The 21,540-nt window shown below is 70.5% G+C and carries 14 protein-coding genes and 2 pseudogenes; 15 read left to right on the forward strand and 1 reads right to left on the reverse strand.

Going from position 1 to position 21,540, the window contains the following annotated elements:
* Nucleotides 1-179: 179 nt before the first annotated feature.
* The 11 genes and pseudogenes from rpsO to FrCorBMG51_RS01830 all read left to right on the forward strand — a co-directional run bounded on the left by rpsO (nucleotide 180) and on the right by FrCorBMG51_RS01830 (nucleotide 13,801).
* Nucleotides 180-449: a 30S ribosomal protein S15 gene (rpsO, locus tag FrCorBMG51_RS01785; protein WP_013874795.1), complete on the forward strand. Its 270-nt coding sequence runs from the start codon at nucleotides 180-182 to the stop codon at nucleotides 447-449.
* Nucleotides 450-663: 214 nt separating this feature from the next.
* Nucleotides 664-2,865 (forward strand): polyribonucleotide nucleotidyltransferase, encoded by a 2,202-nt coding sequence (locus FrCorBMG51_RS01790; protein WP_047221381.1) that lies wholly within the window; start codon nucleotides 664-666, stop codon nucleotides 2,863-2,865.
* Nucleotides 2,866-2,874: 9 nt separating this feature from the next.
* On the forward strand, nucleotides 2,875-4,188 hold the full coding sequence (locus tag FrCorBMG51_RS01795) for a M16 family metallopeptidase (protein WP_047221382.1): 1,314 nt from the start codon (nucleotides 2,875-2,877) through the stop codon (nucleotides 4,186-4,188).
* Nucleotides 4,185-4,970 carry a 4-hydroxy-tetrahydrodipicolinate reductase gene (gene dapB / locus FrCorBMG51_RS01800; protein WP_047221383.1) on the forward strand — a complete coding sequence of 262 codons (786 nt, stop codon included), beginning with the start codon at nucleotides 4,185-4,187 and terminating at the stop codon, nucleotides 4,968-4,970. The genes FrCorBMG51_RS01795 and dapB overlap by 4 nt, the downstream gene beginning before the upstream one ends.
* 10 nt (nucleotides 4,971-4,980) lie before the next feature.
* Complete coding sequence (locus FrCorBMG51_RS01805; RefSeq protein ID WP_013874791.1) at nucleotides 4,981-5,439, forward strand: hypothetical protein; 459 nt, start codon at nucleotides 4,981-4,983, stop codon at nucleotides 5,437-5,439.
* 18 nt (nucleotides 5,440-5,457) lie between these two features.
* Entirely contained in the window at nucleotides 5,458-6,861 is a 1,404-nt protein-coding gene (locus FrCorBMG51_RS01810) for an Hsp70 family protein (protein WP_420848560.1), read from the forward strand.
* Complete coding sequence (locus FrCorBMG51_RS33405) at nucleotides 6,755-7,186, forward strand: Hsp70 family protein (protein ID WP_420848561.1); 432 nt, start codon at nucleotides 6,755-6,757, stop codon at nucleotides 7,184-7,186. The genes FrCorBMG51_RS01810 and FrCorBMG51_RS33405 overlap by 107 nt, the downstream gene beginning before the upstream one ends.
* A 10-nt stretch (nucleotides 7,187-7,196) precedes the next feature.
* A complete protein-coding gene (locus FrCorBMG51_RS01815; protein ID WP_047221384.1) occupies nucleotides 7,197-9,308 on the forward strand; it encodes a hypothetical protein in 2,112 nt (703 codons plus the stop codon).
* A gap of 186 nt (nucleotides 9,309-9,494) precedes the next feature.
* Nucleotides 9,495-10,223 (forward strand): FAD-dependent thymidylate synthase, encoded by a 729-nt coding sequence (gene thyX, locus FrCorBMG51_RS01820; RefSeq protein ID WP_047221479.1) that lies wholly within the window; start codon nucleotides 9,495-9,497, stop codon nucleotides 10,221-10,223.
* A 9-nt stretch (nucleotides 10,224-10,232) separates the two neighbouring features.
* A complete protein-coding gene (locus FrCorBMG51_RS01825) occupies nucleotides 10,233-12,659 on the forward strand; it encodes a phosphoketolase family protein (RefSeq protein ID WP_047221385.1) in 2,427 nt (808 codons plus the stop codon).
* A gap of 13 nt (nucleotides 12,660-12,672) precedes the next feature.
* Nucleotides 12,673-13,801: pseudogene (locus tag FrCorBMG51_RS01830) on the forward strand (acetate/propionate family kinase).
* 280 nt (nucleotides 13,802-14,081) lie between these two features.
* Here FrCorBMG51_RS01830 and FrCorBMG51_RS33410 read toward each other — a convergent pair.
* Nucleotides 14,082-15,206, reverse strand: a pseudogene (locus FrCorBMG51_RS33410) (DUF222 domain-containing protein); the annotation flags it as partial.
* Nucleotides 15,207-15,822: 616 nt separating this feature from the next.
* Here FrCorBMG51_RS33410 and dapA point away from each other — a divergent pair.
* The 4 genes from dapA to FrCorBMG51_RS24550 all read left to right on the forward strand — a co-directional run.
* The gene (gene dapA, locus FrCorBMG51_RS01835; RefSeq protein ID WP_047221386.1) at nucleotides 15,823-16,752 is read left to right on the forward strand and encodes a 4-hydroxy-tetrahydrodipicolinate synthase; all 930 of its coding nucleotides are present in this window, start codon (nucleotides 15,823-15,825) and stop codon (nucleotides 16,750-16,752) included.
* Nucleotides 16,749-18,434, forward strand: a complete 1,686-nt coding sequence (locus FrCorBMG51_RS01840; RefSeq protein ID WP_047221387.1) for a ribonuclease J — start codon at nucleotides 16,749-16,751, stop codon at nucleotides 18,432-18,434. Before dapA ends, FrCorBMG51_RS01840 begins: the two co-directional genes overlap by 4 nt.
* Before the next feature lie 249 nt (nucleotides 18,435-18,683).
* The gene (locus tag FrCorBMG51_RS01845) at nucleotides 18,684-21,152 is read left to right on the forward strand and encodes an FtsK/SpoIIIE family DNA translocase (protein ID WP_086055191.1); all 2,469 of its coding nucleotides are present in this window, start codon (nucleotides 18,684-18,686) and stop codon (nucleotides 21,150-21,152) included.
* A gap of 95 nt (nucleotides 21,153-21,247) precedes the next feature.
* On the forward strand, nucleotides 21,248-21,540 hold a 293-nt coding region (locus FrCorBMG51_RS24550), incomplete at its 3' end, for a helix-turn-helix domain-containing protein (RefSeq protein WP_200902300.1).

Consider the following 21,540-nt stretch of genomic DNA (forward strand, 5'->3'; position numbering starts at 1 on the left):
GCGGGCCCGGGGCGCCGGTAGCCGCGGGACGCCGGTGGCCGCGGGACGCCGACAGACGCAGGTCGGGCAGTACCCGCTGGGTTGGTAAGCTTCGACACCAGACGAGCGCGGTGTGTCCGTCAGCCCGGGTGGGGAAGACCCCGGGCGCACATCCCGCCCGGTGACGAAAGAGGTTTCGCGTGCCGCTCGCGAGCGATGTCAAGCAGCAGATCCTGTCCGAGTACGCCACGGTCGAACGGGACACCGGCTCCCCCGAGGTGCAGGTGGCGATGCTCACCCGACGGATCAGCGACCTGACCGAGCACCTGAAGGTGCACAAGCACGACCACCACAGCCGTCGGGGCCTGCTGCTGCTGGTCGGGCGCAGGCGGCGGCTGTTGAACTACCTCGCCAAGACCGACATCAACCGGTACCGGTCGCTGATCGAGCGGCTCGGGCTGCGGCGGTAGCGGCGGAGGCGGGGATAGTGATGGGGAAGCGATGTCGTATGTGAGGCGATGTCGCTTCCATTGATATGACCGGGTCCGTGACGGTGCGAGCTGTCGGTCCTCGGTGGTGGTGTCCGGGTGGTGGGCCGTACGAGGTGGTCGTACGGCGAACCCGGGGGCTTCGACTGAGCGCCGGCCTCCTCGGCAAGACGGACCCGGCCGATGTGGAGGAGAAATGGTGCCAGTAGAAGACCAGACGATCTCGGCCGAGGCAGTCATCGACAACGGTGCCGCTGGCCAGCGGACCGTTCGTTTCGAGACGGGCCGGCTGGCCCGCCAGGCGGCCGGCTCGGCCGTCGCCTACCTGGGCGACACGATGGTGCTGTCCGCGACGACGGTCAGCAAGCAGCCCAAGGAGCAGCTCGACTTCTTCCCGCTGACGGTGGACGTCGAGGAGCGGATGTACGCCGCCGGGCGTATTCCCGGCTCGTTCTTCCGGCGGGAGGGGCGTCCCAGCGAGGACGCGATCCTGACCTGTCGCCTGATCGACCGCCCGTTGCGGCCGTCGTTCGTCAAGGGCCTGCGCAACGAGATCCAGATCGTGGCGACGGTGCTCGCCCTCGACCCGGACACGCTCTACGACGTGGTCGCGATCAACGCCGCCAGCGCGTCCACGACACTGGCCGGGCTGCCGTTCTCAGGCCCGATCGGGGCCACCCGGGTCGGCTACGTGGACGGGACCTGGATCGCCTTCCCGACCCACGCGGAGCTGGAGCGGGCCACCTTCGACATGGTCGTGGCCGGTCGCGTCCTCGACGACGACTCCGACATCGCGATCATGATGGTCGAGGCGGAGGCCACCGCGCACACGATCCCGCTGCTCGCCGCGGGCTCGCCCGCGCCGACCGAGGATGTCGTGGCCGCGGGCCTGGAGGCGGCCAAGCCCGCCATCCGGGAGCTGTGCCGGGCCCAGCGCGAACTGGCCGAGCGGGCGGCCAAGCCCACCCGCGACTTCCCGCTGTTCATCGACTACCACGATGACGTGCTGGAAGCGCTGTCGATAGCTGTCGGCGACGAGCTGGCCGCGGCCCTGCGCATCGCCGGCAAGCAGGAGCGGGAGACCGAGCTCGACCGGGTCCGCCTGCTGGCCGCGGAGAAGGTCGTGGGCCAGTTCGAGGGCCGGGAGAAGGAGATCGGGGCGGCCTACCGCGCCCTGACCAAGAAGCTGGTGCGCCAGCGCATCGTCGCCGACGGCGTCCGCATCGACGGGCGTGGGGTCACCGAGATCCGCGAGCTGTCGGCGGAGGTCGACTTCATCCCCCGAGTGCACGGCTCCGCCCTGTTCGAGCGGGGCGAGACCCAGATCCTCGGCGTGACCACCCTGGCCATGCTGAGGATGGAGCAGACGGTCGACACGCTCAACCCCGACCGCACCAAGCGCTACATGCACAACTACAACTTCCCGCCGTACTCCACCGGGGAGACCGGCCGGGTGGGCTCGCCGAAGCGGCGTGAGATCGGCCATGGCGCGCTGGCCGAGCGGGCGCTGCTGCCGGTGCTGCCCAGCCGGGAGGAGTTCCCGTACGCGATCCGGCAGGTCTCCGAGGCGCTGGGCTCCAACGGGTCGACCAGTATGGGATCGGTCTGCGCGAGCACGTTGTCGTTACTGAACGCCGGTGTTCCGCTCAAGGCCGCCGTCGCCGGGATCGCGATGGGACTGATCCACGAGGGTGACGATTTCGTCACGCTCACCGACATCCTCGGTGCCGAGGACGCCTACGGCGACATGGACTTCAAGGTCGCCGGGACGCGGGACTTCGTCACGGCCCTCCAGCTCGACACGAAGCTGGACGGCATTCCCGCCACCGTCCTCGCCGGCGCACTCCAGCAGGCCAAGGCCGCGCGGCTGGCGATCCTCGACGTCATGGCCGAGGCCATCGACGGGCCGGACGAGATGTCCACGCACGCGCCACGGGTCATCTCCGTCAAGATTCCGGTGGACAAGATCGGTGAGGTCATCGGCCCGAAGGGCAAGATGATCAATCAGATCCAGGCGGACAGCGGGGCCGAGATCACCGTCGAGGACGACGGCACCATCTACATCGGCGCGCAGGACGGCGTCTCCGCCGAGAGCGCCCGTTCGGCGATCAACGCGATCGCCAACCCCCAGCTCCCCGAGGTCGGGGAACGCTACCTGGGCACGATCGTCAAGATCACGACCTTCGGCGCGTTCGTCTCGCTGACCCCGGGCAAGGACGGGCTCCTCCACGTCAGCAAGCTCAAGCAGCTTTCCGGAGGGAAGCGGGTGGAGAAGGTGGAAGAGGTGGTACAGGTCGGCCAGAAGCTCCAGGTCGAGATCACCGACATCGACAGCCGCGGAAAGATCAGCCTGAGTCCCGTGGTCGAGGACGCCGACGGCGTCCCGGTCGGGGCCTGACCGCCGCCAGTGACCGACACGGCTGTTATCGGGGCGGGCGAGGAGCTGCTGTCCGGCACGGTCCGGCGGGTGGTGCTGCCCGGCGGACTGCGGGTGCTGACGGAGAAGGTCCCTGGGGTCCGCTCGGTCGCGATCGGGATCTGGGTCGGGGTGGGCTCTCGCGACGAGAGCCCACTGACGGCGGGCTGCTCCCACTACCTCGAACACCTGCTGTTCAAGGGCACCCCCTCCCGGGACGCGCTCACGATCAGCGCGGCGATCGAGGCGGTCGGCGGTGAGCTCAACGCCTTCACGACCAAGGAATACACCTGCTACTACGTGCGGGTGCTCGACAACGACCTCGCCGACGCGGTCGAGGTGCTCAGCGACATGGTGTCCCACTCGCTGATCACCGCCGACGACGTCGAGGCCGAACGCGGCGTGATCCTCGAGGAGATCGCCATGCACGACGACGACCCGAGCGACGTCGTGCACGACGTGTTCTCCGCGGCGCTGCTCGGTGACACCGAGCTGGGCCGCCCGGTGCTGGGCACGACCGAGTCCATCGAGAACCTTGAGCGCGACACCATCGCCGAGTACTACCGCTCCCGGTACACCCCCTCGGACATGGTGGTCGCGATCGCCGGCAACATCGACCACGAGCGGACGCTCGCACTCGTCACCTCGGCCTTCGCCGACCGGCTGGGCGGGCCGGGCGCCCCGGCGGCGGCGCGCGGCGGTTCCTACGCCTACCCCGACGCCGCGGGCGTGGTGGTCACCCGGCGTCCCACCGAGCAGGCGCACGTCGTGCTCGGCACCGTCGGGATGTCACGCCAGGACGACCGCCGGTTCGCTCTGGGGATCATGTCCTCGGCCCTCGGCGGGGGGATGAGCTCCCGGCTGTTCCAGGAGGTTCGGGAGAAGCGCGGGCTGGCCTACTCCGTCTACTCGTTCGCCTCCCACTTCGCCGACGCCGGGCTGTTCGGCGTGTACGCGGGATGCGCGCCCCGGCGGGCCGACGACGTGCTCGCCCTCTGCCGCGAGCAGCTCGAGCTGGTGGCGACGGTGGGCATCACCGACGAGGAGCTGGCCCGGGCCAAGGGCCAGAGCCGAGGCTCACTGGTGCTGGGTCTGGAGGACACCGGTTCGCGGATGAGCCGGATCGGCAAGAGCGAGCTCGTCCACGGCGAGCTGCTCTCCGTCGACGAGATACTCGCCCGGGTGGACGCGGTCACCCGCGACGACGTCCGAGCCGTCGCCGCCGAGCTGCTCACCCGTCCGCTCGCCCTGGGCGTGATCGGCCCGTTCGACGATCACGACTTCGCGCGTGTGGTCGCGGCATGACCGCCGTTTCCCCCGCCGCTGCCGCCCCCGTTGTCCCCGACCGCCTGAGGGTCGGTGTGCTCGGCGCCCGGGGCCGGATGGGCTCGACGGTCCGCGCCGCCGTCGAGGCCGCTGACGATCTTTCCCTGGTCGCCGCGATCGACGCCGGGGACGACCGCGACGCCCTGCGCGCCGCCCAGGTCGTCGTCGACTTCACCCGCCCCGACGCCGTCATGGACAACCTGCGCTGGTGCGTCGACGCCGGCCTGCACGTCGTCGTGGGCACCTCCGGCTTTGACGCGCAGCGGCTGGCCACCGTGCGCGGCTGGCTCGCCGACACCCCCGGAGTCGGGGTGCTGGTGGCCCCGAACTTCGGTGTCGCGGCGGTACTTATGATCCATTTTGCCGCCCAGGCGGCTCGCTTCTTCGAGTCCGTGGAGATCATCGAGTTGCACCATCCGGGCAAGCTCGACGCCCCCAGCGGGACGGCCGCCCACACCGCGGAGGCGATCGCGCAGGCCCGGGCCAAGGCCGGGCTGGACCCGGCGGGCCCGGACGCCACCTCGTCCGCGCTGGCCGGGGCGCGCGGCGCGCGGGTCGGCGGGGTGCCCGTCCACAGCATCCGGCTGTCCGGGCTCGTCGCGCACCAGGAGGTGCTCTTCGGCGGAGCCGGAGAGACGCTGACCCTGCGTCACGACTCGTTGGACCGAACCTCCTTCATGCCGGGTGTGCTGCTCGGCGTGCGGCGCACGCCCGGGCGGCCCGGCCTGACCGTGGGCCTCGAGGCCCTGCTCGAACTGTGAGGCCGCAGCGGTGAAAGCCCGTCAGGTAGTGGTCGTGCTGGTCGTCGCGGCGGTGTTCTACCTCGCCCTGATCGGCTGGCGGGGCGTCCAGCTGCTCACCGAGGACAGCTGGGCCGCGCGTGGGATGGGCGTGGGCGTCCTGCTGCTGCCCGTGGTGGGCGCGGCCGTCATCGTCCGGGAGCTGCAGTTCGGCCGGGCCGCCGAACGCCTGGGCCGCCTGCTGTCAGCGGAATCGGTCAGTTCCGCCGATGCCGCGACGCGGCTGCCGCGACGCCCCTCCGGCCGGATCGACCGTGCCGCCGCCGACGTGCTCTTCGAGACCCGGCGGGCCGAGACCGAAGCTGCCCCGCGGGACTGGCGGGCCTGGTACCGGCTCGCGGCGGCTTACGGTGACGCTGGGGACACCCGTCGGGGACGCCGTGCGATGCGCTACGCAATAGCTCTCGAACGTGCCGATTCCGCCGCGTGATCTCGATACGTTTCGGACATGAGCGCGGGCGTCGTCTACGGAATCGATCTCGGAACCACGTACAGCTGTGTTGCCCGGGTGGACCGGTCGGGGGAGCCGGAGGTGGTTCCGCTCTCCGACGGCGCCACCACGCTGCCGAGCGTCGTGCTGTTCGTCGGGCCGGACGACTACGTCACCGGTGAGCCCGCCCGCCGCCTCGCCCGCGCCCGTGCCGACGACGTGTGCGCACTGGTCAAACGCCGGATGGGCGACGGTGACTGGCGTTTCGTCAGCTCCGGCCGGGCCTGGTCGGCGCCGGCGGTCAGCAGCCTCATCCTGCGGGCGCTGGTCAGTGACGTGGCCTTCGCCGCCGGCGAGTCGGTCCGCGACGTCGTCATCACCGTCCCGGCCTACTTCGGTGACGAGGAGCGCCGCGCGACGGTGCTCGCCGGGCAGTACGCCGGCCTGACGGTCGTGGACGTCATCAACGAGCCGACCGCCGCCGCGCTGTCCTACGGCTTCGCCCGGTTCAACGCCGACCCCTCCGACGCGGGCCTCGGCGGGCGGGAGGAGCGCGAGGAGGTCGCGCTCGTCTACGATCTCGGCGGTGGCACCTTCGACGTGACCGTCGTCGAGCTCGCAGACCGCCGGGTCTCGGTGGTCGCGGTCGACGGCGATCACCAGCTCGGCGGGGCCGACTGGGACGAGAAGATCGCGCTGCACCTGTCCCGGCAGTTCCTCGACGCCCATCCCGACGCCGAGGACCCGCTCGACGACTCCGAGGCCGCCCAGGCGCTGCTGCTGGCGGCCGAACAGGCCAAGCGCGAGCTCAGCGACCGGACGCGGACAACGGTCCGGGTGGAACACGACGGGCACGCGCTGACGGTGCCGTTCTCCCGGGACGACCTGGAGCGGCTGACCGCCGGCCTGCTGGAGCGGACCGTGACGCTGGCCCGCTCCGTCCTGGCCGCGGCCCGGGCCCGCGGGGTCACCCGGCTGGACCGGGCGCTGCTCGTCGGCGGATCGTCCAGGATGCCGGCGGTGGCCCGCCGGCTGGCCNNNGGTGGCCCGCCGGCTGGCCGCCGAACTCGGCGTACCGGTGGAGCTGCGCGACCCCGACCTCGCGGTCGCCAAGGGCGCGGCCCTCTACGGGGAGAAGAAGGCCATCGAGCGGCTGGTGCTGGCCGACCTGGTGTCCCGGGGGCAGATCCTCGACGGCGCCCAGCCCGACACCGCCGCGCCCGAGGATCTCGCCGCTGCCTGCCGGCGCCTGGCGGAGGCGTTCGGGCTGACCGCCGAGAGGGTCCGCCGCACCGTCGAGGTGCAGGTGGTCAACGTGGTCTCCCGCGGGTTCGGCGTGCTCGCGCTCGACCGTTTCGGCGAACGCTCCGCGGTGTTCCTCGTCCACCGCAACGACCGGCTGCCGATAGCGGTCAGGCGTAGTTTCGGCACCGTTCGTGACGATCAGGATGTTGTCACGGTTCACGTGGTGGAACAGGGCGGTGGTGTCGAGTCGACCCGGGTCGACGACGTTAAGATCATCGCACAGGCGGACATCACCGGGATCCCCCCGGGCTTCCCGGCCGGGACGCCCATCGAGATCACCTTCCGGATGGGCTTCGACGGCATCCTGGAGGTGACCGCGCTGCACGAGGGGCTGGCCGATCGTCCCCTGACCGTGCGGGTGGAGACCAGTGCGGCGCTCAGCCAGGCCGACGTCGCCCGGGAACGGGACGCGGTGGCCCGGTTGCGCCGTCGGGAGGGCTGAAGGAGCGGGCGTGGAGGAATTCCAGCCTAACGACTACCGCAAGCGGGTCCTCGCCGCCGTCCAGGCCCGTGGTGGGGTCGGGCAGTCCGACCCCTTCGAGCTGTACGACATCCCGCTGGCGGAGGTCGACCGGCTCACCGACGCCGACGTCGCCGCCCGCGTCGACCAGGTGTGGGCCTTCTGGCAGAAGTCCCGGGACCATCCCAAGTACCGGGGCCTGGTGCTCGCCCTGCTGGCCGCGCACGGCCAGGTCGGCCAGGAACTGCTCGACGCGCGGCGCCGCGGCCTGCTCGCCGAGCGGGTCCGCCGCGAACGCGACGACCGGGACGGGCAGCGCTTCGCCGACCTCGACGCCGCCGTGGCCCGGCTGGTGCAGCGCTTCGGCGGCCTGCCCGAGGACAAGCTCGCCGGCCTGCGGCAGCTCGCCGCCGAGCGCGGCATCGACGCCGACGCCTTCGCCCTGCGGGTGCGCCGGTACAAGGTGTTGCCCGCCGGGACGCCGGCGCGTCCCGACCGTCCCGCCGTCGACCCCGACCTGCTCCGGCAGGTACGCGCCGACCTCGACGAGCTCGGCCGGCTGTCCGGGGAGACCCCGCCGACGAGCCTGCTCACCCTGCTCGGCCTGCCGCCCGACGCCGAACGGGACGAGATCCGCCAGGCCCGGGACGAGTTCGCCGCCCGCAACCGCGAACGCCGTCCGGACCGCCGCCGCGCACTCGTGGACGACCTGCTGGCCGCGGTCACCGCCCTGCTCGTCGACGCCGACCCGGCGCTGTACCTGGACGCCCTGGCAGCCGACGTGACCGCCCGGCTGCGGCCGGCGGTGGCCGCGGCGGTGCTGGTCGAGGACGCCCTCACCCCGCGGCACTACACGGCCTTCCTCGCCGAGGCCGAGGAGCACGGCCTCGACCGGGGTCGGGCCGAGGCCGTGCTCGCCGAGCTCGCCCGCGAACACGGCGTCGACGTGCCGGACGTCCCCGCCCGGGCCCGGCCGACCCGGTTGGCCCGGCCAAGCCAGCCGCTCCGGCCAGCCCAGCGGCCCCAGCAGTCCCGAACCGCGCCGTCCCGGGCCACGCAGTGGCTGGAGCCGCTGGCCAGGGCCCGGGCCGCGCTGCGGGCGGGCCGTCCGGTCGAGGCCCACGAGCAGGTCGCCGAGGCCCGGGAACGGGCCGGGGAGCTGCTGCCCGCGATCCGGGCCGTCGCCGACGAGGTCGAGCAGGTGATCCGCGAGGCCGGGTCGCGGTGGCGGCAGGTCGAGGCGGCGGTGTCCGGCCGTAACCTGCGGACCGCCGCCCGGCTGCTCGACGAACTCGCCCGCGACGCCGCTGACGTGCCCGGCCGGGACGGGCGCAGCGTCGCCGAGGAGATCGCGACTGTCCGTGAGCAGCTCGTGCGCGCCGACGAGATGGTCGCCGCCGCCGGCCGCAGCCACGGCGCGCAGCGGGAGAGCCTGCTGCTGGAGGCGCTGGAGATCGTCGCCGACCATCAGGCCGCCCGCGACGCCCTTGCCGTCACCGGGGTGGCGCCACCGACGCGGGTACGGGCCCGGCGTGCCGGCCGCGCCGTGGTGGTCACCTGGCAGCCGTCGCCGTCGGCGGGCACGATCAGGTACCGCGTGCTGCGGATCGGGCCGGACGGCGCCTCCCGCGCGGTCGGTGTCACCCAGGTCACCAGCATCGAGGACGGCGGGGTCGGCCCGGACGCGCCGATCCCGGCCTACGAGGTGCTCGCCGGCCGGTCCGGGCTGTGGTCAGCCCCCGCCCGCTCAGACGCGGCCCAGCCCGCTTCCGATCCCGTGTCCGTCGTCCTGACCGCCGCGGACCGCCTCGCGCCCGCGGCCGGCCTGCACCTCGCCGGTGACCTGCTGCGCTGGACCTGGCCGCCGGGCTGCACCGAGATGATGGTCGTCTGGCGCGCCGACGCGCCGGCCCACACGGCGGACGACCCGGCGGCGCATCGCCGTAAGGTCACCAACGCCAGGTACGACGTGGATGGCGGCGTCCCGGTACCGGCCGAACGGCCGCTGCACCTGGCGGTGTTCGGCTGCGTGCGCGACGGCGGGCGGCTGCTGGTCGCCAGCGTCTGCCCGCCGTCGGCCCGCCTGTGGGCGGCCGGGGGTTGACGGGGGGCGGGAAACCCCCGACCGCCAGGGACGATCGACTGGGGGATGACCGTCGATCCTGGTCTATCACGGTCCGGCGCCGTCCAGAATCATCGCGGTGCGTTACTGTTACCGAGACGGCGGGTCGGTGCCATAGGTTGCCATAGGTCCGGTCCGGGCCAGATGGCCGCAGGTTACGGTATGGGCATGCGTGTCCAGATCATTGCTCAGACGCAGTTCGTCCCACCGGACGACGTCGACTGGAGCACCGATGCCGACGGTGGCCAGGCACTGGCGGAGTTCGCCGGCCGGGCCTGTTACCAGAGCTGGTCGAAACCGAACCCCGCCACGGCCACGAATGCCGGCTACCTGCGCCACATCCTCGACGTCGGGCATCTGTCCGTGCTCGAGCACGCGACGGTGAGCGTGTACATCACCGGGGTCTCCCGGAGCCTGACCCACGAGCTGGTGCGCCACCGGCACTTCTCCTACAGTCAGCTTTCCCAGCGTTACGTACCGGAGCGGGACGCCGCCGTGATCGAGCCGGACGTCATCGCTGAGGACCCACGGTTGCACGAACTGTTCACCGAGGCCGCCGCCGCCTCGCTGGAGGCCTACGGCAAGCTCCTCGAGGGGCTGGAGAAGCGGTTCGCCGACGTGGCGACACCGACATCCCGGCGCAAGCTCGCCCGGCAGGCCGCCCGGTCGGTGCTGCCCAACGCCACCGAGACCCGGATCGTGGTGACCGGGAACTACCGGGCCTGGCGTCACTTCATCGCGATGCGGGCGAGCGAGGCGGCCGACGTCGAGATCCGCGCCCTGGCGGTGGCGGTGCTGCGTGAGCTCCAGCGACTCGCGCCGAATGTCTTCGGCGACTTCCAGGTGACCGCTCTGGACGACGGAACCGAGGTTGCGTCGAGCCCGCTCGCCGACTGAGGTGGATGCATGACCAGCAGCCTTCTCACCACTGCCACAGGGCCGCTGTCACCGGGGCCGCTGTCACCGGACGAGCTGCGGCGCATCCACGCCTACTGGCGCGCGGCGAACTACCTGTCGGTCGGTCAGATCTACCTGCTCGACAACCCCCTGCTGCGGGAGCCTCTGCGGGCCGAGCACGTCAAGCCCCGTCTGCTCGGCCACTGGGGCACCACGCCGGGACTCAACCTGATCTACGCGCACATGAACCGCGTGATCAGGGCGAACGACCTGAACGCGATCTACGTCATCGGCCCGGGTCACGGTGGCCCCGGCATCGTCGCGAACGCCTACCTGGAGGGCACGTACTCCGAGGTCTATCCCTCCATCACCCGGGACGCCGCCGGGCTGCGCAGGCTGTTCCGCCAGTTCTCCTTCCCCGGCGGTATCCCCAGCCACGTGGCGCCGGAGATCCCCGGCTCGATCCACGAGGGCGGGGAACTCGGCTACGCCCTCACCCATGCCTTCGGCGCCGCGTTCGACAACCCTGACCTGCTGGTCTGCGCGGTCGTCGGGGACGGGGAGGCCGAGACCGGCCCGCTGGCGGCGAGCTGGCACTCGAACAAGTTCCTCGACCCGGTCCGTGACGGCGCGGTGCTGCCGATCCTCCACCTGAACGGCTACAAGATCGCTCAGCCGACCGTGCTCGCGCGCATCCCGCAGGCCGAGCTCGACCAGCTGATGCGCGGCTACGGCTACCAGCCGTTCCACGTCACCGGGGATGATCCCGAGCAGGTCCATCAGCGCCTCGCCGCCGTCCTGGACACCGTCGTCGCCGAGATCGCCCGGATTCAGCGGCAGGCGCGGGCGCACGGCGACCCGTCCCGCCCGCCGTGGCCCATGATCGTCCTTCGTACCCCGAAGGGCTGGACCGGCCCGAGCGTCGTCGACGGCGCACAGGTCGAGGGCACGTGGCGATCCCATCAGGTGCCGGTCGCGCAGATCCACGACAACCCCGAGCACCTGGCGGAGCTGGAGCGGTGGCTGCACAGCTACCGGCCCGAGGAGCTCTTCGACGCCGACGGCCGCCTGGTCGCCGAGCTCACCGGCCTCGCGCCGTCGGGCAACCGGCGGATGAGCGCGAACCCGCATGCCAACGGCGGCGAGCTGCTGCGTGACCTCGCCCTGCCCGACTTCCGCGACTACGCCGTGGAGGTCGCCAACCCGGCCACGACGTTCAGTGAGGCGACAAGGGTCCTCGGCGGCTTCCTGCGGGACGTGATGACGGCGAACCCGACGACGTTCCGGGTCATGGGCCCGGACGAGACCGCCTCCAACCGTCTCGGCGCGCTGTTCCAGACGACGTCCCGGGCCTGGAACGCGCAGATCGTCGACGGCGACGACGACCTCGCGCCGAACGGCCGGGTCATGGAGGTGCTCTCGGAGCATCTGTGCCAGGGCTGGCTGGAGGGGTATCTCCTCACCGGCCGGCACGGGTTCTTCTCCTGCTACGAGGCGTTCATCCACATCGTCGACTCGATGGTGAACCAGCACGCGAAGTGGTTGAAGACGACCCGCCACATCCCGTGGCGGCGTCCGATCGCGTCGCTGAACTACCTGCTCACCAGCCATGTCTGGCGGCAGGACCACAACGGCTTCTCCCACCAGGACCCGGGCTTCATCGACCATGTGGTCAACAAGAAGGCGGAGATAATCCGGGTGTACCTCCCGCCGGACGCGAACACGTTGCTGTCCGTCGCCGACCACTGCCTGCGCGGCCGGCACTACATCAACGTCATCGTGGCGGGCAAGCAGCCGGCGCTGAACTACCTGCCGATGGACGCGGCGATCGCCCACTGCACCCGGGGCATCGGCATCTGGGACTGGGCCAGCAACGACCACGGACCCGCCAGCCGCTCCGAGCACGCAGCCGGCGACGGCATGCCCGACGTGGTCATGGCCTGCGCCGGCGACATCCCGACCCTGGAGACCCTGGCCGCGGTCGACATCCTGCGGCGCCACTTCCCCGACCTGAAGGTGCGCGTCGTCAACATCGTCGATCTGATGTGCCTCCAGCCTGACAGCGAGCACCCACACGGGATCTCCAACGCCCGTTTCGACGCGTTGTTCACCGCCGACCGACCGGTGATCTTCGCTTATCACGGCTACCCGTGGCTGATCCACCGGCTGACCTACCGGCGGACCAACCACACGAACATCCATGTCCGCGGCTACATCGAGGAGGGCACGACCACCACGCCGTTCGACATGGTGATGATGAACAACCTCGACCGGTTCCACCTGGTGATCGACGTGATCGACCGGGTGCCGTCGCTGGGTGCGCGCGCCGCGCACGTCCGGCAGGACATGGTGGACGCCCGGATCGCGGCCCGCACGTACACCCGCGACTTCGGCACGGACATGCCCGAGATCTCCAACTGGACCTGGCCCTACTAGACGGCCCAGCAGCGTGAACATCCTCGTGGTCAACGCCGGTTCGTCCAGCCTGAAACTGCGTCTCCTCGGGCCGGGGGACGCTCTGCTGGCCGCGGTCGACCTTCGCGCGCGGGAAGGCCGACCGAACCCGGACGAGGTCACCGCCGCGATCACAGACCTGGCTCGGCTCGGCGAGCTCGGCGCGGTCGGGCACCGGATCGTGCACGGTGGAACAGCGTTCACCGACCCGGTGGTCGTCACCGACCGGGTGGTCAAGGAGCTACGCTCGCTCGCCGTACTGGCTCCCCTGCACCAGCCGGCGGCGCTGGCCGCGCTGGCCGAGGTACGGACCGCGGCACCCGGCATCACCCAGGTCGCCTGCTTCGACACCTCCTTCCATGCCCGGATACCACCGGCCGCGGCCACCTACGCGGTTCCGGCCGACTGGCGGGACCGTCTCGGCGTGCGCCGCTACGGCTTCCACGGGCTGTCCCACGCGTATGCGTCCCGCCGGGCGGCTGCGCTGACCAGCGGGCGGCGGGTGGTGACCTGCCATCTGGGCTCGGGCGCGTCGCTGGCAGCCGTCCGCGACGGCGTCAGCATCGACACCACCATGGGGTTCACCCCACTGGAGGGGCTGGTCATGGCGACCCGTTCCGGCACGATCGACCCGGGCCTGCTGCTGTGGCTGCAGACGTCGGCCGGCCTGTCCGCCGACGAGCTCACCGAGGCGTTGTTCCACCGCTCGGGCCTGGCCGCCCTGGCCGGCACCCCGGACATGCGTACGGTCGTCAACCGCGCCGTCACCGGTGAGGCCGCATCCTCCCTGGCGCTGGCGGTGTACCTCCACCGACTGCGCGCGCAGATCGCCGCGATGGCGGCGGCTCTCGGCGGGCTGGACACGCTGGTCTTCACCGGTGGGGTGGGAGAGCGCTCCGCGACAGTACGAGCCGGCGCCACGGACAGGCTGGGTTTTCTCGGTGTGGGCATCGACCCGGAGCGTAACGTCGCTCATGCAGACGGCGATCATGACATCACCGCTGCCGGCTCGCCGGCCCNCCGCTGCCGGCTCGCCGGCCCGGACGCTCGTTGTCGAGGCCCGCGAGGACCTGGAGATCGCCCGGAGTGTCCGCGTGTGCCTTGCCGGGCAGCTCCCGCGTTGAGGAGCGCGGTGACCGACTCCTGGAGGCGCAGTGATTCCCCGGCCCACCGCCCGCTGATGGCACCGGGGGCGACGGATGCGGCCGCGTTCCGCAGATGGCGCAGAGGCTCGGTGCCTGCGTTGAGGGGATGCTGATGGGGGATCACGGTGCCGTCGGGGCGCCGTACGGTGACACCGTGGTCCGGGCTGATGGCGAGGGTGAGTCCCGCCTCGTGGACGGCATGGTGATGGAACGAGCAGAGCAGAACGAGGTTGTCGAGATCCGTTCTGCCGCCGTCGGCCCAGTGGACGGCGTGATGAGCGTGCAGCCAATGGGTGTGGTCACAGCCGGGGTACCGGCAGGTGCCTCGGTCACGGGCCTCCAGCAGGCGCCGGAGGGTCTGGGGAACGGTGCGGCGGCGGCGCCCGGCGTTCGGGATGGCGACACCTGCGTCGTAGGCGAGCCGACGAACAGTTTCCGGATGTACCGCGACACCCGGTTCGACGTCGCTGCGGGACTGGTGCTCACGGTCGCCGTCGGTGAGCAGATTCGCGTCGATATGGACGTTCACGGTGTAGCGGGCGGGGTCGGCCAGCGTGGGTGCCCTGCTGGTGAGGAAACCGCCGGCGACCGCGGTGAGAGCGTCGGCGTTCGTGGCCCGGTCCCGAGGCATGCCAGGCGCGTGGCCGGTGTGGGCCGCGTCGAGGGCATTGACGAACAGGGCGCCGTCCTCGGGGGTCAGCCGGGCATGGATGATCAGGCTGCCGTCGTCGTCCCACCGCCACGAGCAGGACCGGCGGGCGTGTCGGTCGATCACCTGACCCAGCCCGTCACGGCCATGCAGACGACCGTATGCGGCGACGAGCCGGTCAAGCTGACTGGCCGTGGCATGTTCGGCCTGACGGACCCATTCGGCCTCGCTGCCGACGTCGGTGACCCGACTGATGGCGCGGACCTTGGCGTAGGACAACCGACCGCTCGCGAAGGCGTCGCGCAGTGCGGGGAGCTGTTCGAGAGCGTGCCCGACGCGGAGGTGTTCATAGCCGGTGCGCAGGCTGGTCCCGCACTTCCACGACAGCCAGTGTGCGCAGGAGCGGATCCCCACCCCTGCCCAGCCCTCGCGGCGGTCGAACGCGGCCAGCGCCAACAGCCAGGCGCACCTCGCGGCTGAGATCCGTCCGGCCCAGGAGCAGATTTCCGCTTCGAGCTGGTGGAGGGGGGCATGCTCCACATCGATATCGAACATAGGTTCGATGCTAGACCCATATTGTCTGGCCTGCAAGGAATCGTCTGTTCTGTGCAGGATTGTGAGGTGGGGCCGGCGGGGCCGAAGCCCGAGGCGCGAGGCGGTCACGTCCAGGCGCGGGGTCGAAGGTCGGGTTCGCGTCCCGGGGTGCCGTGGGGCCTTCGGCAGGGGAATGATCATTCAGGAAGGAGGGGTGCGTTCCGCGGAACACGGTCGAGACGACAGTGACGGCCACGGCTGCGACAGGTGGTTGTGGCAGTCGGATGAGAGGTAGGGCGGGCGGAAGCCGGTGACAGCCAGGCTGCGGACGCGGTGGAGGTCCGGCTGTGTTCGGCTGGCGCGTGCTGTCGCGGCTGGCGGGCGTTACTGGACGTTGCTGCGTCTGTCGGCTGCTGGCTCTGTTGGCGGAGTAGACTGATCGCTCGCAGGCGCGGACCGGCCGGCCCGGGAACGGGCCGATGAGGAAACGGGCCAGCGAGGAACAGGATGGTCACCATGCCGAAGAACCAGGGTCGAGGGGTGGCCGTCCGCTCCTGGCGTCCCGGTGGTCCGCGATGCCTCGTCCAGCTTGGCCGGAACATGCCGCGAGCATCCGGCGCCCCGGGGTCGGGCGCGCTGTCGGAGCGCCGTCGCCAGGATGCCGGTCGCGCTGGGTAGCGGCTATCGTCGAAGCTTCCTGGCCGTCGTCGGCATTCCGGCCGTCTCATGTGTGGCGGACTCATGTGCGTCCGAGGTGCCGTCACGTGCCGTGCCGGGCGTTGCCCGACAAGGCACCATGAGAACTAAGGTGACCGGCATGTCAGTGTTGTCCCGAGCGCCCTTCGGTCGCATGATTACAGCAATGATCACTCCGTTCACCGCGGACGGTGAACTTGATCTTAAAGGTGCCGCGGCACTCGCGGAGTATCTGGTAGACGTCGGCAACGACGGTCTGGTTGTCAACGGGACGACAGGGGAATCGCCGACCACCTCGGACGCGGAAAAAGAAGAGCTGCTCAGGACGGTGGTGGAGTCCGTCGGCACCCGGGCGAAGGTGATTGCCGGTGTGGGCACCAACGACACTCGGCACACGGTGGAACTGGCCGTGGCGGCGCAGAAGGCCGGCGCGCATGGGCTGCTGGTGGTCAGCCCTTATTACAGCAAGCCTCCACAGGCCGGGCTTGCGGCGCACTTCCGTACGGTCGCGGACGCTACTGGCCTACCTGTCATGATCTATGATATACCTGGCCGTACCGGTGTGCCGGTGGCAACGGATACGCTGGTACATCTGGCTGACCATCCACGGATCGTGGCTGTCAAGGACGCCAAGGACGATCTTGGCGCGTCGTCGTGGGTCCTTGCTCGAACAGAACTTGCGTACTACTCCGGTACGGACATTCTCAACCTCCCGCTCCTGGCGGTGGGGGCCGTGGGGGTCGTAAGCGTCGTCGGGCATGTCGCCACCGCCCGGATCCGTTCGATGATCGATGCTTTCGACGCAGGTGACGCCGTTCGTGCCCGTTCACTACACCTGAGTCTGCTTCCGGCGTACGAAGGCATGTTCAGGAACCAAGGTGTGATCATGACAAAAGCTGCTCTTCACATAGCTGGGCTGCCCGCTGGGGGAGTCCGGCCGCCGCTGGTGGATGCCACCGAGCAGGAACGCGAGCGACTCAGGGCCGACCTGGCCGCGGCCGGAATCGACCTGTCCGCGGACGTGGCCACGGCGACGGTGGGTTCCGCGTGAGCCATCCCCACCCCGGGCTGGGAACACCGCCACCGCTTCCGCCGGACGGGCTGCGCATCGTCGCGCTCGGGGGTCTCGGCGAGATCGGGCGCAACATGACCGTGTTCGAGTTCGACGGCCGGCTGCTCGTCGTCGACTGCGGAGTGCTCTTCCCCGAGAGTGACCAGCCCGGCGTCGACCTCATTCTCCCCGACTTCACCGCCATCCGGGACAGGTTGGACGCCATCGAGGCGGTCGTGCTCACCCACGCACACGAGGACCACATCGGCGCCATCCCCTACCTGCTGCGCGAACGTGCCGACATCCCGCTGGTCGGCTCCCGGCTGACGCTCGCGCTGACCGTGGCCAAGCTCGCCGAGCACCGCATCACCCCGGTCACCGTCGAGGTGCGGGAGGGGCAGGTCCACAGTTTCGGCCCGTTCGGCTGTGAGTTCTTCGCGGTCAACCATTCCATCCCGGACGCCCTGGCTGTCGCGATCCGCACGCCGGCCGGTCTGGTGCTGCACACCGGCGACTTCAAGATGGACCAGCTTCCCCTCGACGGCAGGCTGACCGATCTGGGCGGTTTCGCCCGGCTCGGCCGAGAGGGTGTCGATCTTCTGCTGTCCGACTCCACCAACGCCGAGGTGCCAGGCTTCGTGACCTCGGAGCGGGAGATCGCTCCCGTCCTCGACGGTGTGTTCCGGGGAGCGAACAAGAGAATCATCGTCGCGTGTTTCGCCAGTCATGTGCACCGTGTGCAGCAGGTTCTTGACGCGGCGGAGGCTCATGGTCGCTCGGTGTGCTTCGTGGGACGCTCGATGGTGCGCAACATGGGGGTGGCCCGTGACCTGGGGCTGCTGCGGGTCGCGCCGGGCCTCATGGTCGACATGCGTGACATCGCTTCGCTGCCCGATCGCAACGTCTGCCTGGTCTCGACCGGTTCCCAGGGCGAGCCGTTGTCGGCCCTGTCCCGGATGGCCAACCGTGACCACGCGATCCGGATCGAGGCCGGCGACACGGTCGTGCTCGCCTCCAGTCTGATCCCGGGCAACGAGAACGCGGTCCATCGGGTGATCAATGGGCTGACCCGCTGGGGGGCGAAGGTCGTTCACAAGGGCGTGGCCAAGGTGCACACCTCCGGGCACGCGCCGGCCGGCGAGCTCCTGTACGTCCTCAACGCCACCCGCCCGTCCAACGTCATGCCGGTACACGGCGAGTGGCGTCATCTGCGTGCGCATGGCGCGCTCGCCGAGGCGACCGGTGTGCCCGCGGACAGGATCGTGCTCGCCGACGACGGCATGGTCGTCGACCTGGTCGACGGGCAGGCGAACATCACCGGCGTCGTCCCGTGCGGCTACGTCTACGTCGACGGGCTCGCCGTCGGCGATGTCGGCGAGTCGAGCCTGAAGGATCGTCGCATCCTGGGCGATGAGGGCTTCATCACGATCACGGTTGTGGTCGACGCCGCGTCGGGGAAGGTCGTGGGCGGCCCCGAGCTGTCGGCCCGGGGGTTCTCCGACGCCCGCGAGGCATTCGAGCAGGTACGCGGCCTGGTGTCCGAGGTGTTGGCCGAGTCGATGCGTTCTGGCATGGTGGACGTCGCCGCGTTGCAGCAGCTGGTGCGCCGCACGGTCGGACGCTGGGTGAGTGACACCTACCGGCGCCGTCCGATGATCGTGCCGGTGGTTGTCGAGGTCTGAGGCGACGCGCCCGGAAGGTCGGGGTTGCCGGATGTCGTGGCCGAAGACCGGTACCGTCCTGGAGTGGCCACACGGGCGAGTGGTACGCGGACGCGTGCCCAGAGCGGGAGGTCTCCCTCCCGCTCGGCGCCTGCGCGACGTCCACCGGCCGCGGGCAAGGCGTCGAGCGGAAAGCAGACAGCGAGCAGGCCCCGGCCGAAGGCCAGCCCCGCGAAGGCCGGTACGGGCAGATCACGCCCTCCCTTCACCGTGGTCGCCGCCCAAGCCGCGATCCGGCTGGTGGTCCGGGCCTGGCAGGCCGCGGCCGCGCTGTTGGGCGGGATGGGCCGCCGGATCGGTCGGGGCGCCCGTGACCTGCGTATCGACGAGGCGCACCGGCGGGACGGCGCGGGGCTTGCCACGCTTGGCGCGACCGCGCTCACCCTGGCTGCGGTCTGGTTTCATGCCGGTGGGCCGGTGGGCCGTGTTGTCGCAGGCCTGTTGCACTTCCTGGTCGGCGCGGGCGCGGTGGCGCTTCCGCTGTTCGGCCTCGGCGCGACCTGGCGGCTGATCCGCAGCCCGAGCGATCCGGACAGCCGTGGCCGGGTGCTGATCGGCTGGACCGCTTTCGCGGCGGGTGCGCTGGGGCTGGTGCACGTCGCGCACGGGGTGCCTGATTTCGGCGCCGGTACCGCCGCGATCGAGCGGGCGGGGGGGCTGGCCGGGTTCCTGGTCAGTTCGCCGCTGTCCAGCGCTGTCACCGCGTACCTGGCGGTGCCTCTGCTGGTCCTGGTGAGCGTGTTCGGCATACTCGTGATCACCAAGACCCCGATTCACACGATCCCCGACCGACTGCGCGAGCTGCGGGACAGGGTCATGGCCGGTTACCAGCGCGGGGAGGACCGTGGAGGTCGCCGGGACCGGGACCGGGGTCGGGACCGGGACCGGGACCGGGGTCGCCGAAACGAGCCGGCCACCGGCAGCCCGGCGCAGGATCGGTTCCGCGGGTCACTGGTGGAGGACCTGCTCGGCATCCCTGCCTCCCATCCGCTGCCGGATCCGGATGTGTTCGACATCGACGCGACAGGGGATGCCGGGCCGCCGGTGGCGGACGAACCGGCGCCGGCGCCCCGGGCCGGCGGACGGCGGGTCCCGAAGACGCGGGGACGCGGACCAGGGCCCGAGCCGCCGTCCGAGCCGGTACAGATGCGTCTGCCCGATCCGTCCGAGGTGGAGCACTTCGTCGCTCCCGGCCTGAGCGGTATGGCGGAAAGTGGCTATGTTCTGCCGTCGCCGACCTTGTTGCAGCAGGGTACGCCGCCGAAGGTGCGGTCGGCTGCGACGGATGCGGTGATCGGTTCGTTGACGGACGTCTTCGCGCAGTTCCGGGTGGATGCCAGGGTGACGGGTTTCACTCGGGGGCCGACGGTGACCCGGTACGAGATCGAGTTGGGTGCGGCGGTGAAGGTCGAGCGGATCATCCAGCTCACCAAGAACATCGCGTACGCGGTGAAGAGCCCGGATGTGCGGATCATCAGTCCGATCCCGGGGAAGAGCGCGGTCGGGATCGAGATCCCGAACACCGACCGGGAGCTGGTTTCGCTCGGGGACGTGTTGCGCAGTGAGGAGGCGACCGGGAACCCGCATCCGCTGCTGGTCGGTCTGGGTAAGGACATCGAGGGCGGCTATGTGGTCGCGAACCTCGCGAAGATGCCGCACATCCTGATCGCCGGGGCGACCGGGGCGGGGAAGTCGACCTGTATCAACACGCTGATCACGAGTGTGTTGGCGCGGGCCACGCCGGATCAGGTGCGGCTGGTGCTGGTGGATCCCAAGCGGGTGGAGTTGACGAGCTATCAGGGGATTCCGCATCTGATCACGCCGATCATCACGAGTCCGAAGAAGGCCGCGGACGCGTTGGAGTGGGTGGTCAAGGAGATGGAGAACCGTTACGAGGATCTGGCCGCGTGCGGGGTGCGGCACGTCGATGACTTCAATCGCAAGGTGCGGGCGGGGCAGATCGTGGCGCCGGCGGGGTCGGAGCGGGTGTACGCGCCGTATCCGTACATTCTGACGATCGTGGACGAGTTGGCGGACCTGATGATGGTGGCGCCGCGGGATGTCGAGGACTCGATCTCGCGGATCACGGCGATGGCGCGGGCGGTGGGGATTCATCTGGTGTTGGCGACGCAGCGGCCGTCGGTGGACGTGGTGACCGGGTTGATCAAGGCGAATGTGCCGTCGCGGTTGGCGTTCGCGACGTCGTCGTTGGCGGACAGCCGGGTGATCCTGGATCAGGCGGGGGCGGAGAAGCTCGTCGGTCTCGGGGATGCGTTGTTCCTGCCGATGGGGGCGGGGAAGCCGGCGCGGATCCAGGGGGCGTTCGTTTCCGAGGAGGAGATCGCCGCGATCGTCGCTCATACCCGGGAGCAGGCGGCGCCGGCGTTTCGGGCGGATGTGTTCGAGGGTGCCGCCGAGTCCAGGAAGGAGATCGACGAGGACATCGGGGATGATCTGCAGTTGTTCGTGCAGGCGGTTGAGTTGGTGGTGTCGACCCAGTTCGGGTCGACCTCGATGCTTCAGCGCAAGTTGCGAGTCGGGTTCGCCAAGGCTGGCCGTCTGATGGACCTGATGGAAAGCCGTGGCATCGTTGGTCCCAGCGAGGGGTCGAAGGCCCGGGACGTGCTGGTCATGCCGGACGAACTTGAAGGACTCCTGGTAACTCTACGCAATGACTAGTGACGTCCACGGCGATCATCGGAGTGTGCTTTCGGCGACTGGCCAACCACCGTAGACTCGCCAGTACTGCCGATCCGACCGGGCGGAGGGTGGCTATGCAGTCCACTGACCCGACGGTGTCCGCAGGCAGCCCGCCTCCTGAGGGAGTGGGTGCGGCGCTCGCGACCGCCCGGGTCAGACAGGGCCTGTCGATCTTGGACATCAGCGAGCGGACCCGTGTGCGCGCCGCGCTGATCGAGCAGATAGAGGTTGACGATTTCACCAGCTGTGGTGGTTCGGTGTATGCGCGTGGCCACATCCGCAGCATCGCCCGCACCCTGGGGATCGATCCCGCGCCGCTGATCTCCGAGTTCGACCGGCGGCACGGCCGGTCGACCGGGCCGCAGCC

Origin of the sequence: Protofrankia coriariae (genome assembly GCF_001017755.1) — a bacterium.
GTDB lineage: Bacteria > Actinomycetota > Actinomycetes > Frankiales > Frankiaceae > Protofrankia > Protofrankia coriariae.

Bases quoted from the DNA above. Each gene is read 5' to 3' on its own strand.
- FrCorBMG51_RS01790 (WP_047221381.1), top strand. From the start codon at position 664: ATGGTGCCAGTAGAAGACCAGACGATCTCGGCCGAGGCAGTCATCGAC.
- dapB (WP_047221383.1), top strand. From the start codon at position 4,185: ATGACCGCCGTTTCCCCCGCCGCTGCCGCCCCCGTTGTCCCCGACCGC.
- thyX (WP_047221479.1), top strand. From the start codon at position 9,495: ATGCGTGTCCAGATCATTGCTCAGACGCAGTTCGTCCCACCGGACGAC.
- FrCorBMG51_RS01825 (WP_047221385.1), top strand. From the start codon at position 10,233: ATGACCAGCAGCCTTCTCACCACTGCCACAGGGCCGCTGTCACCGGGG.
- dapA (WP_047221386.1), top strand. From the start codon at position 15,823: ATGTCAGTGTTGTCCCGAGCGCCCTTCGGTCGCATGATTACAGCAATG.